Source organism: Yokenella regensburgei, from assembly GCF_051486985.1.
GTDB lineage: Bacteria > Pseudomonadota > Gammaproteobacteria > Enterobacterales > Enterobacteriaceae > CBFFRJ01.
Genome location: NZ_JAHVDV010000007.1, coordinates 119,131 through 133,722 on the forward strand (window position 1 = coordinate 119,131; position 14,592 = coordinate 133,722).

The window sequence follows — 14,592 nt, forward strand, 5'->3', positions numbered from 1 at the left end:
TACATTGAAAACCGACAAGCCGTAGCGGGTGACGCTACGGCTTTTTTATTGCGCCTTTTGACCGGAAATCATCCGTCTTTTCCCTGTACGCTTTTTAACCACCCTGCGCTTTACCTTCTGTCCCACACGCCCATATAGCCTGTTTTTGGCTAACTTTAAGAAATCCTACCAGTTTTAGGGGTATCCAGACTCGGAATGGTCCGAAGTTTTAGGACTATTCCCCCTTTCGTCGTAACGCAAATAACTAAACAATTTTACAAAAAATCACATTAGATCCTTTTTACTTACACGGCACGGAATGACCGATGACTCTAAGACGTAATCTCGCCTTCATAATTTCGGCGACAGCCCCTTTTTCTGTTGTTTACAGTGTTCATGCTGCCCCTCCTGAAGATCAGTTCATTATTCAGCAGCAGCGCCAGAGAGCGCTGGAACAACAAATTACGCCACCGACACCGGATGTCAGGTTAACGGAACCCACTTCCAGCTTTGGCCGCATCCCCTTCCCCACTGAACGCCCGTGCTTCCCGATTAATCGCGTTGAGCTGAGCGGGCAGGATGCGCTGCCACACTGGTTACCGCTACAACGCCTTGCGGACCAGGCTCAGGGCCAGTGCCTGGGCGGGAAGGGAATCAATCTGTTGATGAGTACGCTGCAAAACAGACTGGTCGATCACGGGTGGATAACGACCCGTGTTCTGGCTCCGTCTCAGGATTTGAAAAGCGGAACGTTAAAACTGGCGATTGTGCCAGGCTACGTGCGCCAGGTGAAACTCACGCCTGAAAGCGATAACTATATCCAGCTTTACAGCGCCTTCCCTGCCCATGAGGGCAATCTGCTGGACTTACGCGACATCGAACAGGGGCTTGAAAACCTGCAGCGCCTGCCCACCGTCGATGCCAGTATGGAAATTCTTCCGGGTGATAAGCCGGGTGAAAGCGATATCGTTATCACCCGTAATCAGCGCAAAATGTGGCGTCTCGGGTTGTCGCTTGACGATTCTGGCACGGAAACCACCGGGCGCTATCAGGGCGGAGCGACCCTCTCGCTGGATAATCCCTTCTCACTGAGCGACCTGCTGTATGTCTCGGCCAGCCATGACCTGAATGACAGTGGCGGGAAAGGCAGCAAAAACGTTACCGCGCACTATTCGGTGCCGCTGGGTTACTGGATGTTTGGCATTACCGGCAGCGATTACGATTATCACCAGACGGTGGCCGGGCTGAACCAGGACTACCGTTATAGCGGCAAAAGCAAAAACCTTGATGTCCAGCTTAGCCGCGTGCTGCACCGCAGCGGCTCGCAGAAAACCACTTTCACTTACGATGTGCTGGCACGCGAAACCCGTAACTACATTGATGATACCGAAGTTGGTGTACAGCGCCGCCAGACAGCAGCCTGGCGTCTGGGGCTACAACATCGTCACTATATTGGCCAGGCTACGCTGGATGCTGGCGTCAGTTACCAGCGCGGGACCCGCTGGTTTGGCGCCCAGCCTGCGCCGGAAGAGTACACCGGTGATGCCACTGCGCTGAGCAAAATCCTTGTTCTCAACAGCCAGCTCGATCTGCCTTTCGACATCGCAAACCAGCACTTTCGCTACAACGTGCAGTATCAGCGGCAGGTCAGTAACACGCCGCTGACTCCACAGGATCAATTCGCCATTGGTAACCGCTGGACGGTACGTGGGTTCGATGGCGAACGCACGCTTAACGCCAGCCACGGCTGGTATGTACGTAACGATCTGGGCTGGAGCACACCGCTGCCTAATCAGGAGTTGTATATCGGTGCTGATTACGGCGAAGTCGGCGGTTACAGCTCAGATTACCTGATTGGTAAACACCTGGCAGGCGGCGTCCTGGGCCTGCGTGGCAGCGCTTTTAATACCGCCTATGACCTGTTTGCTGGCACGCCTTTCTCGAAACCGGACGGTTTTCAAACCAGTTCCGTTACCCTGGGTTTCAACCTGAACTGGAGCTGGTAATGCGCATTGGCGAGTACAACATCAAGGCTCCGCTGTTTCTCAGCGAAGAGGAGAACGAAGCCGAGGTGCTGGGGGCAAGCGTCTGGCTGTGGATGCACTCACCCATGCATCGCGATGCCCCGCTTCATGCGCTCCCCACACTGCTGTTACCGATTATTAAACGCCGTCAGTACGTGCTCGTTGCACGGGACGCCGAACCTGTTTTCTTTCTCAGCTGGGCCTGGCTTGATGAGGAAGCGGAAAGCCGTTTCCTTACCCGTCCGTCGATTGAAATGCGTGAAGCGGACTGGCAGAGCGGCGACCGTCTCTGGTTTTGTGACTGGATAGCGCCGTTTGGCGATACCGTCGCCATGCATAAGCTGATGCGTAATGACTTTTTCTCCGGGCACTGTGCCCGCGCACTCTATCACCGGGGTGCCGAGCGCGGTAAGCGCGTAGTGATGTTTCATGGCAACCAGATAAGCCGTGAAGACGCGCACGAGTGGCGGCGGAAACACCCGCTCACCGTCAACCTGCCGGAAGTGTTTAAAGGAATGAATGATGAATAAGAACCTGTACCGTATCGTCTTTAACAAAGCGCGCGGCATGCTTATGGTCGTGGCCGATATTGCCCGCTCTGGTCGTGCGGGTTCCGCACGCGCCTCCGGTATTGGCCATACCCATAGCCGTCTGGTATGTAAGCTCAGTGCCATGAGTCTGAGTTTGTGGCTGGCGATGGGGGTCATACAAACGGCGCAGGCCAATATTGTCGCGGATGTCAACGCCGCGAAAAATCAGCAGCCAACCGTGCTACAAAGCGCTAACGGCACGCCGCAGGTCAATATTCAGACACCGTCAGGCGCAGGGGTTTCGCGCAATAATTACACCCAGTTTGATGTGAATCAGCAGGGGGTCATCCTCAATAACTCGCATAAAAATGTGCAAACCCAACTGGGCGGGATGGTTGCAGGTAACCCCTGGCTTGCTAAAGGCGAAGCGAAAGTCATTCTGAACGAAGTCACTGCCCGCGATCCCAGCAAACTCAACGGTATGATTGAAGTGGCAGGCCAGAAAGCGCAGGTCGTCATTGCTAACCCGGCGGGGATCACCTGTAACGGCTGCGGTTTTATTAACGCCAATCGCGCCACCCTGACCACCGGCCAGGCCCAGCTGAACAATGGCAATCTTACAGGCTATAACGTTGAACGCGGCGAAGTGGTGGTTGAAGGTGCCGGGATGGACACCACCGGCGCCGACTATACCGATATCATCGCCCGCTCAGTAAAGGTCAATGCCGGATTATGGGCCAACGATCTTAAGGTCACCACAGGGCGTAACAGTGTTAACGCGGCCCATGATCAGGTCACCAAAGGTGCCGATGAGGCCAGTACACGGCCACAGCTGGCGGTGGATGTCTCCAGCCTTGGCGGCATGTACGCCGGCAAAATTCGTATGATCGGCACCGAAACGGGGGTGGGTGTGCGCAACGCAGGCGCAATGGGCGCGCAGGCGGGCAGCGTCACCCTCACCGCGGATGGTCGCATCGAAAACAGCGGGACCGTCCGTGGCAGTGAAGATGCCATCCTGCAAACGGCAGGCGAGTTTCGTAACAGTGGCATCGTGACGGCGGGAAATAACGTGCAGGCGCACGCGGCGACCCTCACCAGCGACAGTAACAGCGTGCTGGCAGCCGGGGTGGGAAATGACGGAAAACTGGGTTCTGCGGGCGAACTGCAGCTATCCACCGACGGCCAGCTTAACGCGCATGGCCAGACGCTGGCGGGGGGAACGGTCGCCATTTCGGGTCAGGGCGTCGACCTGAGCGGCAGCCAGACGCAGGGCAAACGGATGTTACTGAACGCCAACAGCGGTGATCTCAGCACCCGACAGGCCCGTGTTAACGCCAGCGAACTCTCTGCCAGTACCGCCGGAACCGCCAGTAATGACGGGGGTAATCTCAGCGCTGATACACTCAACCTGAGCGCCCGGCATCTTTCTAACCAGAAAGGCACTATTGTCCAGAGCGGAAAAGGTACTCTGACGGTTGCGTTACCGGGAAAACTCGATAACCAGCAGGGACAGATTGCCAGCAATGGCGATCTGAATGTCACCGCGCAAGCCCTCAATAACAATGGGGGACAACTGCTGGGCGTGGAGGGAAATACGCGTCTGAACACCGGCTCGCTGGACAACACCGCAGGCCTGATTTCTGCGACCGGCGGTGACAACATCATTCAGAGTCGCGATGCGGTCAACAACACCGGTGGACGCATTGAGGCTGCCCGTACCCAGCGCCTTGAAGCTACCGGGCTGAACAACCAGAACGGGGTCATTGTTGCCCGGGGTGCCAGCCTTGCGCTTCAAAACGGGGACTTTAACAACCAGTCAGGCTCCCTGCTCTCTCAGGGGACGCTCGACATTCAAAGCGGCGATCTCAATAACCAGAGCGGCTTTCTTGCCAGCAACGGTGCATTGACCTTCTCCGGCGGCGATGTGGATAACCGTCTCGGACAGTTTGGCACTGACGACACGCTGAATGCCCACTTCGGCACACTCACCAACCAGCAGGGCGCGCTGACAGCCGGCACCGGCATGACCTTAGACGGGGAGAGCCTGAACAACGATAACGGCGGCCTGATACACAGCGGYGGCGCGCTTGATGCCCGCGTCGCCACCCTTACCAACCAGCAGGGCGCGCTGAAAGCCGGCACGGGCATGACCTTAGACGGGGAGAGCCTGAACAACGATAACGGCGGCCTGATACAAAGCGGCGGCGCGCTCGATGCCCGCGTCGCCACCCTTACCAACCAGCAGGGGGCGCTGAAAGCCAGCACGGGCATGACCTTACGCGGGGAGAGCCTGAACAACGATAGCGGTGGCCTGATACAAAGCGGCGGCGCGCTCGATGCCCGCGTCGCCACCCTTACCAACCAGCAGGGSGCGCTGAAAGCCGGCACGGGCATGACCTTAGACGGGGAGAGCCTGAACAACGATGGCGGCGGCCTGATACAAAGCGGCGGCGCGCTGGATGTCCGCGCACAACGTATCAGCAACCGCAACAGTGGTGACACGGGGGGCATCCTCTCTCTCGGCGAGACCTCCCTGAATGCCGATGCACTGGATAACAGTAACGGCGTGGCCTACTCCGGCAATGCGATGACGCTGCGCGGGCAGACGCTTGATAACACCGCCGGGCAACTGGTGGCAAACGAAGGCCTTACGCTCAATCCGGCGTTGACGCTGAATAACCAGTCCGGGCTGATACAGGCTAAAGGGATCCAGGCCACCACCGGTGTACTGAACAATGTCGATGGTACCCTGAACAGCCTGGGTGAGCTCAACCTTGCCGCCGACACGCTTGATAATCAGGCGGGAACCCTGGCGGCCACGGGAAATGCAGTCATTGCGGCCGCCCGACTAACTAACCGCGACGGCGGACGGGTGATCGGTGAAGGCCAGACAACCATTAAAACCGATAGCCTTGCCAACAATAATGGTCAGATCCAGTCCGTTGGCGATTTAATGGTTGAGAGCGCGAAAGGCGTGGTAGATAACACCGCCGGCCTTATCCGCAGCGGGAATGACCTCAGCCTGGATGCCGCTACTCTCACTAACCAGAACACCCTGACCGACAATAAAGGTCTGGAGGGGCAGCGCGTCAGCCTGAAGACCACTACGCTTGATAACCAGCGCGGCTCTCTTCTTGCCAACGAGGCACTGGAAATTCAAAACACCGGTGAACTGAACAACAGTGGCGGTGCGCTGGCCGCCACCGGCGTGCTGGAGGTGAGCGGCGAAACGCTCTCCCTCATCAACCGCGACGGTACGCTCAAAGCCGGTAAAACGCTGAAAGTGGATGCCGATAGGCTCGATGGCAGCGGCCAGCTTTTGTCCCTGGGTGATATGACGCTACACAGCGCACAGGCTTTTGACAACAGCGGGTCAACTATCGCCAACGGCACCCTTGACCTTACGACTCAGGGTGACCTTACCAACAGCGGCAAACTGCTGGCGGGTAAGGCGCTCAACGTCCAAAGCGATAACCTGACTAACACCCAGGACGGCGAAATCAATGCCGGTCGAAACACGCTCACCACCACTGGTACCCTGCTTAACCGCGGCCTGATTGACGGCGGTTACACGCGCATCAATGTCGACACCCTGACCAATATCGGTAGCGGACGTATCTATGGTGACGCCATCGGTGTCAATGCCACGACCTTCAGTAATCTCGCGGAAAATGGCACGGCGGCCACGCTTGCGGGACGGGAGCGCGTTGATCTTGGCGTCAACACCCTTAATAACAGAGACCACGGCTTAATCTACAGCGCCGGAGAGATGGAGATAGGTGGCACTCTCGATGATAAAGGGGCAGTGACCGGGCAGGCAGCGACTATCAATAACCATAGCTCTACCATCGAATCGGCTGGCGATATGGCCATTAACGCTGGTCAGATCAATAACATCAACGATCGCTTCTCAACCGAGATCGTGACCGTTTCACAAGAGCCGCTGACGGAGTATCAGCACTCCGGCTCAACCAACCGCTGGAAAGCGGGCACGGAAAATGTCTTGGTAGATGGCAACTCTTCAGACGGCTTACGCAACCTCAGCACCCCGGAGCGCCCAGGCGGCGGTCATGATAACTTTAACCAGTATGACTATACGCGCACGGTTGAAGAGACCCGCATCAAAGAGAGCGATCCGGCTAAAATCCTCGCTGGCGGAAACCTGACCCTTAGCGGTGACACGCTGAACAACGATAAGAGCCAGGTGATTGCTGGCGGTACCCTGAGCACCGACGGTCTGAAGAGTCTGCGCAATGAAGATGTGACCGGCGAACGTCGGACAACGGATGTGGGCACGGTAACCCATTACTATCGCATCCGTCACAAAGGCGATGATGAACAGGGTCGCGACAGGACGAACTACACCCCGCCGACCGCCATCCAGTCCATCAAACTTAAACCCGGACAACTGATCAGCAACGGCACCGTCGACGGGAGCAATCTCACCCTCTCGCCGCTGGTGTCGCAGGCGACACATGTGACCATCGCCCGAACGGCAGATGTCGCCACCGGGCAGACCGAAGTGCCTGTCGCGCCACCGCAACAGTCGGTTTCTCCTGATGAACCTGTTACGCCTCCAGCCGGGCAGCAGTTTGAAGTGAAGCCAGCAGGTGGCCTTATCCGTATCGTTGGCCCGAACACCAGGCTACCGGACAATAGCCTGTTTAAGGTTAATCCGGCAGCCGATGTGCCGTTTTTGGTCGAAACCGACCCGCGCTTCACAAATGAAAGAAACTGGCTTGGCAGCGACTACATGCAGAAGGCCTTCAGCGATGATGGCGACAACACGCAGAAGCGCCTCGGCGACGGCTACTATGAGCAGCGCCTGGTGCGTGAGCAAGTCATCGGCGTGACGGGGCAGCGTTATCTTGACGGTTATTCCAATGACGAAGAGCAATATAAGTCATTGATGGATAGAGGCATTACATTCGGCAAACAGTACGATCTCAAGCTGGGGGTAGCACTGACGCCCGAGCAGATGGCGTTGTTAACCGGCGACATCGTCTGGCTGGTCAACACCCGCGTGAAGATGCCGGATGGTTCAATGCAAACGGTGCTGGTGCCGCAGGTGTATGCCAAAGTTAAACAGGGCGACATTGACGGCTCCGGCGCATTAATTGCAGGCAACAATGTTTCGCTGAAACTGAACGGCAGCCTGTTTAACAACGGCACCATTAGTGGCCGCCGCGTGCTGCAGCTTGACGCCGATAACATCACCAATCAGGCAGGGACTATCCGGGGGGCAGATGTCAATCTTCTGGCCCGCACCGATATTACTAATAATGGCGGCACGGTGGTTGGCGAGAACAGCGTAGTTGCGAACGCCGGACGCGATATCACACTCACCACCACCACGGCCAGCGCAGAAAGCGTTAATGGTGAAAACCGCTTTAGCCGCACCACTATCGACAGCGTGTCGGGGATCTATGTGCAGGGTGAGGACGGGAAGCTGGCGCTACAGTCCGGCAGGGATATTACGCTACGCGGCGCGCAGGTTATCGCCAGCGGAGAAAACGGCAAAGCACAGCTGGTGGCCGGCCGCGACCTCACGCTCGACACCGTGACCACCGCCCGCAGTGACAATCTCATCTGGGACGCTGACAACACTCTTCGGCAGAGCAGCCTTGAACACAACGGTACGACCGTTAATGGTAACGGCGGCGTAACTCTTGCAGCGGGTAATGATATCGCCGCTTACGGCGCGGCGGTGAAGTCCGATGGCACCCTGGCGCTGCTTGCCAGGAATGATATCAAGGTCTCCGGTGTGCTTAACGAAAACCAACTCGACGAACGGCACAAAGTGACAGGCGGTAACGGCTGGCTGTCAAAAACCACCCGTACCACGCGTGACACCATAGATCGACAGAGTGTTCAGGGCAGCGAGCTGAGCGCAAACATGCTGAAAATCGATGCGGGTAATAATGTGACCGTTGCGGGCAGTAGTGTGGTCGGCACAGGAAATGTTGGCGTGCGCGCCGGCAACGATTTAACCCTGACCACGATGGGGGGACGTAATGAAGAGACGCACCTTAAACAGGAGAAAAAATCGGGCCTGCTGAGTTCGGGCGGCATCGGTTTCACGGTGGGTTCACGTAAAGAGACTACCGAGCAGGCAAGCCAGGCGCTTTCCGGCCAGGGCTCAATGGTTGGCAGCCTGCAGGGAGACACGGTATTGCTGGCGGGCAATGACTATCGCCAGACCGGCAGTACCGTCGCGTCGCCTGAAGGCAATGTGGGCATCCAGGGTAAAAACGTCACCATTGAGGCCGACGAGAACACCTACGCGTCTCAATACAAACGTACCCTGGAGCAAAAAGGCTTTACGCTGGCCGTCAACGTGCCGGTGGTGCAGGCAGTACGCGGGGCAATTCAGAGCACGCAGAATGTGGGCAAGAGCAATGACGATCGCATCAACATGCTGGCAGCCGCCAACGCCGCATGGGACAGCGCCCGCGCGGCCAGTGCAATGATGAATATGTCGCAAGGTCTGATGGAAAACGGCGCCCAGGCGGCGGCGCAGAACGTCAGCGTGTCGCTCACCTATGGCCAAAGTAAACAGACTAATACCGAAAACACCAACAGCACCAGCGCACTGGCAAGCAAAGTCAACGCCGGGCAAAACGCAGTGGTGGTGGCGACCGGTGGCAAGCAGTCGGACATTAACATCATCGGCTCTGATGTCAGTGGCAAGCAGAGTACGACTCTGTTTGCTGACAACGACATCAATATCGTGGCCGCGCAGCAAGAGCGCCATGAACGCAGTGATAATAAGTCCAGCGGCTGGAACGCAGGCGTTGCGGTGAGCTATGGTCAGGGTGGTGCTTCGTTTGGCGTCACGGCCGGTGCCAACAAAGGCAAAGGCTATGGCAACGGGGATGAACGCTCCTGGCGTAACAGCCATGTCGGGGATATGGACGGGCAAACTACCCTCACCAGCGGCGGCACGACCACCCTGCGTGGCGGTCAGCTACTGGGTAAAGGGGTCGATATTACCGCCCAGGATCTGAATATCGAAAGCCTTCAGGACACCATGCAGTATGACGGGAAACAGATGAACGTCGGGGGTCAGGTCACCGTGGGCTACGGCTTTGCCGCCTCCGGTAACTACGGGCAGTCTAAGGTGAACGCGGATTACGCCTCCGTGCAGGAGCAGTCCGGAGTCTTTGCCGGTGCTGATGGCTATAATATTAATGTTAAAGACAATACCGATCTGGTCGGCGGGCTTATTACCTCCAGCGAGAGCGCAGAACAGGCGGGTAAAAACCAGTTCAGCACCGGCACAATCAGCTGGCGTGATGTTCATAACAACGCTGATTATGAAGGCAACGGCTTTGGCGTTGGCGGCTCAATGAGCATGAACACGGATATGGGCCTTGGCAAAAATGCGGCACCACAAAGTAGCAAAACCGTGACGGATAAAGACGGGAATACCCATCTTGCGGACGGCTATGCCTCCCTGGACAGAGATATCACCTTTGGCATTGGTCATGACAGCGGTAGTGAGAACTCAGTTACCCGTAGCGGCATCAACACGAGTAATGTCACTGTCACCCGTCCTGATGCGCAGCAACAGGCCGTTGATGGTATCAAAACCGACATCACGACCGAGACCGCCGCCGCCAACTCCGGTCGTCTTGAACATAACTTCGACAAAGACAAAGTCCTTAAAGAGCTGAACCTGCAGGTTCAGGTGACCCGCGACTTTAAAGAGAACGCCAACCGTCAGATTGGGGTGCTGCTGGATGACAAGCAAGCAGCCGCCCGCAATGAACTGCAAAAAGCGATTAAGTCAGGTGACGTGGCGAAACGCGATGCCGCACTGGATGAGATTTATAAAATTCAGTATCAACGCCGCCTGCTGCAGACCGTCGTTGGCATCGTCGCCGGCTCCCCGGATGCCGCTATCACCCAGGGCACCCTTGTCCTTGCTGCAACCAAACTGCGTGAAGAGACAGCCAGAAACTCAATGCTGTCGCCGGGTGTGGTCGATAAATCTACTGGTAATGTGCTAAGCAACATATCAGCGGTAAGTGGCGCCTATGATGGGCTGAAACTCGGCGGCGTAAGGGTTGGCTTAGATATCATTTGCGGCTCAAATAATGAACGCTGTGATACTAAAAAAGACGCGAACGGTAAATTGGTGCTTGATTATGATGCTGAAGGACGCGTGAAATACAAAGGTGATATCAATCACCCGACGTTAACCTCTCTACTGGAAGATAAAGAAATCGCGGCTGGACTTTATGGCTACACGGGCGGGCTTCAGGGTGTCGAGGGGCTTTTTGGCGACACGCCTTATGCTCCCGGCACGCTGAAAGGCGATTTCTTCGATACCACGGTGGAAAGCTTCGCCGGTTCACACGATTTCATCGGCGGCCAGTTACCGGGCTTCTATGATGAAACAGGTAACACCTCCCGTAACCGATCGGATTTCACCAAAGTTGCGGCAGAAGTCTGGACCTATGCGGCGCTTCCGCAGGCTGCACCTTTCGCATTAAGCGAGGTAGTCTCACCGGAACTGCTGGAGTTCATTTTCGCAACCAACAAATAACAGGATAAAACATGGTAAAGATGTCAGGCATTATCGCGAGTCTGTTTATGTTATCCGGCTGTGTCGTTGCGGATTTGGACTCGTCGAATTACAGGTACGTGCCCTGGGTACAGGTATTTCAGAAGCCGGAGGCATCGGGCCGCACCAATGAGGCTCAGCGTAAAGCCGATCTGTACAGCTGTGGTGTTGATCGTAAGGAGAATCTTGACGATCCGCAATGGAGTCTGAATACCACCAACCCTGGTGAGACGTACGAGCAATCCGTAAAACGAAGGGATAAAGTAATAAGTTGCATGGAAAGCAAAGGCTACAAGGTTTACGGCTTTGACCAGTGCGGCCCGCTAAAAAAACCTACCGGGTTATGCCCGAACTAATCGGCCAGTCAATCCCCTGCTAACCTGCAGGGGATTTTTTTACCTACAACACCGTGCCTCTCATCCCCTGCCTGACAAGCAACGAGCGCCGCTGCCGCTTACTGGCAGCAAAGTTAAAATAGAAAGTATGTTGTAACTAAAAGTGTGTCGCGCTGACCGATATACAAAAAAAATCCGTAACCCCGCAGGATTACGGATATGTCGCCGGCCCCGTCAAAAATACTTGCGCAGGTATTCCGTCAGGCACAACATGGCCATAGCCTGACCATAGGGCATGGAGGTCAGCGGGATCTGGCGATAGAAGTCTAAATCGCTCCCCATCCCGGTACCAAAGGAGACCTGCAGCAGCTCCCCTTCTGCTGAGATGTTCTGCACCACCGCCTTGATTGCTTTCTCAGCCACCTGCGCATATTCCGGTCCGACATAGCGCTTGCGAACGGCTTTAAGGATGCCATAGGCAAACCCGGCGGTGGCGGACGCTTCAAGATAAGAGTTCGGATCGTCAAGCAGCGTATGCCACAGTCCGCTCTCATCCTGGCACTTCGCCAGCGCGGCAATCTGGGCATTCAACACCTGCACCAGATAACGGCGCACGGCGTTGTTTTCCGGCAGATCCACCAGCTCCAGGAAGTCCGGGATGACAATCGTCAGCCAGCTATTACCCCGTGCCCAGCGGGCGTGGGCAAAGTTATGGTTGCCTTCATAGCTCCAGCCGTGAAACCACAACCCCGTCTCGCGGTCCATCAGATTCTGCACATGCAGCAGGAACTGATACACCGCTTCTTCAACGTAATCCGGGCGATTAAGCAGCTTGCCGATTTTCGCCAGCGGCAGGACGGTCATCATCAGCGTGTCATCCCACATCTGCTGATGGTTCTCTTCCGCCAGCGTAATGTGCTGCATGCCGCCGTGCTCGGTGCGCGGCATTTCGCTCATCGCCCATTCAGCCCAGGTTTCCAGCCACGGCAAATAACTGGCCTCACCGGTTTCTTCGTAGCGATACGCCAGGGTCAGGAACGGCGCCATAGTGTTGACGTTTTTGGTGGTCGCGCCTTCAGCGAAACGATCGGCAAACCAGCTGTCGATAATATCGCGAACGGTTTTATCCCCCGTCTGACGGTAATACTGATACATGCCATAAAGTCCGACACCGTGGGTCCACTCCCACCCTGCCCATCCTTTGGTATCAATCACGCGTCCATCATCAAGCCGCAGTAAAAACTCACCAGAGGTATCATGAATATTAACCAGATTATGCGTCACCTTCTGGATCAATGCTTTAAGCTCATCGCGGGCGATAAAACGCTCGGGCTGGCAAAGTAACGGGCTGTGTTTAACAGGCCAAACCTTCATATTCTTAACCTCAGTTGTAAGTCGATTTCAGTGACGCGCGTTCTTTCAGTGACGGCGCGGCAGGTTTATTACGATTCAGATAGCCAATGTTGTTATTGCCCCACAGGGTGTCATACGGCATACCTGCCAGCATTTCGACGGTCGCACGGGCTTCAGGCGTTGCGGTTTCCGGCATGGCGCGACCGGAAGAACGCATTTTTGCCGTCTCTTCACGCAGGATGCTGTGGGTTTTCAGGTTCAGTTTGAAGCGCAGGGAGACCAGGAAGCCGCAGCACAACACCGCCACCGTGCCAACGCTTAAGATAAGCAGAATGGTATGGCTGACTTCTGGCACCTGAGTTTTCTGCCCGGAGACAAATCCGGACATCTGCATCACAATCCCCACCAGCATCACCGCACCGGCCTGAGACGCTTTACGGGTCAGGGTCATGATGCCCGCGAAAATCCCTTCACGACGCTGACCGGTGACCACTTCATCAATATCAGCAATGTAGGTATAGGTGTTCCACGGTACGTAGTTGATACCGCCACGGCCCAGGCCCGCGACCGCAGAAATCAACAGCAGCAGCGAGTAGACATCACTCAGGCCTGCCCAGTAGAGCACCGCGTAAGAGACTGCACTCAGACCAAACAGCACCACCACCATGCGGTAAGACGGCGCAGGTCCGAAGCGGATGCACAGCGGGATCATGGCGATAACGGCAATGAACTGGAAGATGGCCATGGTGCCCAACAGGCTGGAGGCCATAGAGGCTTCCTGCATCAGCACGAAGACCACGTAGTAGGTAAAGACCGCGTTAAAGACGTCCTGGGCAATATAACCGCCGAGGTACATGCCAAGGTGCTGACGGAAAATTTTAATGCGCAGCGTCGAGCTTAATTCCACGAACAGACGGCTCATGCTCTGACTAAAGGTCAGGCTTTTCTTCTCTTCTTCTGCACGCAGCGCGGCTTCAGTCCAGTCTTCACGCGGACGCTCCCAGGTAAAGCACCAGACAAAGGTCAGCATGATGGCGCACAGTACGGAGAAGACGAGGCTTGCATAGAAGAAGGAGATGGGGTTGTCTTTACCAAAATGAGCCAGCAGGATGCCCGGCAGGAAAGAGGCCAAAATAGCCGACATCTGCGCCATTGAGATGCGCGCACCCGAGAATTTGGTTTTCTGTTTAAAGTCATCGGTCATTTCCGGCACCAGGGTTTCGTAGGGTACCAGGATCATGGTGTAGACGATGTCAAAAATCAGATAGGTCACCAGGTAATACCAGAAGTTCATGTCCCCTACCCACATAATGGAATAGCTGAACACGCAAGGAATACCCAGCATGATAAAGAATTTGCGACGCCCAAAACGTTTACCCAGCCATGTTGACCCGAAGTTGTCGGTCAAAAAGCCCATCAGCGGACTGACAACGGCATCGAGTACCCTTGCGGCGGCAAAAATAAAGGTCGCTTCGATAGGTGTTAACCCGCAAAACGTTGTGTAGAAGTACAGAAGCCATGCAGCGGTCAGTGCCGTGGTGCCCGCCCCCAGAAAATCGCCTGAGCCGTAGGCGAGATAGTTAGCTAAACCAATTTTACGTGTTTTCATTGCCGTTAACCCTGTTCATTAGTGAGGGACCTCTGGCAATCCTTTCGCCAAAGGTGGTTCTTACACGGCTAAAGTAAGAGTATGCGCATTCTGAAACCTTCCTGTTTCTGCCACCAAAGTGGGCACAATGGCAAAAAAGCAAAGAGTCTCATTACGTGCGTCACTGATTTATAAAACAGTGTTTCTACTGCTT

General features: G+C 55.7%; 6 protein-coding genes. 4 read left to right on the top strand and 2 right to left on the bottom strand.

Translation table 11 applies throughout. The annotated features are described in order from the left end of the window. Positions 1–305 precede the first annotated feature (305 nt). The 4 genes from KXR87_RS07520 to KXR87_RS07535 are packed head-to-tail and all read left to right on the top strand — an operon-like array spanning position 306 to position 11,458. Positions 306–1,985, top strand: coding sequence for a ShlB/FhaC/HecB family hemolysin secretion/activation protein (locus KXR87_RS07520; protein WP_437431643.1), 1,680 nt, complete (start codon positions 306–308; stop codon positions 1,983–1,985). Further along, positions 1,985–2,533, top strand: a complete 549-nt coding sequence (locus tag KXR87_RS07525; RefSeq protein WP_437431644.1) for a toxin-activating lysine-acyltransferase — start codon at positions 1,985–1,987, stop codon at positions 2,531–2,533. The genes KXR87_RS07520 and KXR87_RS07525 overlap by 1 nt, the downstream gene beginning before the upstream one ends. Next, positions 2,526–11,084, top strand: a complete 8,559-nt coding sequence (locus KXR87_RS07530) for a two-partner secretion domain-containing protein (RefSeq protein ID WP_437431665.1) — start codon at positions 2,526–2,528, stop codon at positions 11,082–11,084. The genes KXR87_RS07525 and KXR87_RS07530 overlap by 8 nt, the downstream gene beginning before the upstream one ends. Positions 11,085–11,095: 11 nt before the next feature. Beyond that, the gene (locus KXR87_RS07535; protein WP_437431645.1) at positions 11,096–11,458 is read left to right on the top strand and encodes a hypothetical protein; all 363 of its coding nucleotides are present in this window, start codon (positions 11,096–11,098) and stop codon (positions 11,456–11,458) included. A 213-nt stretch (positions 11,459–11,671) separates the two neighbouring features. On the opposite strand, the gene KXR87_RS07540 is transcribed toward KXR87_RS07535, so the two are convergent. Next, the gene (locus tag KXR87_RS07540) at positions 11,672–12,811 is read right to left on the bottom strand and encodes a glycoside hydrolase family 88/105 protein (RefSeq protein WP_437431646.1); all 1,140 of its coding nucleotides are present in this window, start codon (positions 12,809–12,811) and stop codon (positions 11,672–11,674) included. 10 nt (positions 12,812–12,821) lie between these two features. Beyond that, on the bottom strand, positions 12,822–14,399 hold the full coding sequence (locus tag KXR87_RS07545; RefSeq protein ID WP_437431647.1) for an MFS transporter: 1,578 nt from the start codon (positions 14,397–14,399) through the stop codon (positions 12,822–12,824). Positions 14,400–14,592: the final 193 nt, after the last annotated feature.

Coding starts and splice junctions, on each gene's coding strand:
- KXR87_RS07520 (WP_437431643.1), top strand. CDS start 306: ATGACTCTAAGACGTAATCTCGCCTTCATAATTTCGGCGACAGCCCCT.
- KXR87_RS07540 (WP_437431646.1), bottom strand. CDS start 12,811: ATGAAGGTTTGGCCTGTTAAACACAGCCCGTTACTTTGCCAGCCCGAG.
- KXR87_RS07525 (WP_437431644.1), top strand. CDS start 1,985: ATGCGCATTGGCGAGTACAACATCAAGGCTCCGCTGTTTCTCAGCGAA.
- KXR87_RS07535 (WP_437431645.1), top strand. CDS start 11,096: ATGGTAAAGATGTCAGGCATTATCGCGAGTCTGTTTATGTTATCCGGC.
- KXR87_RS07545 (WP_437431647.1), bottom strand. CDS start 14,399: ATGAAAACACGTAAAATTGGTTTAGCTAACTATCTCGCCTACGGCTCA.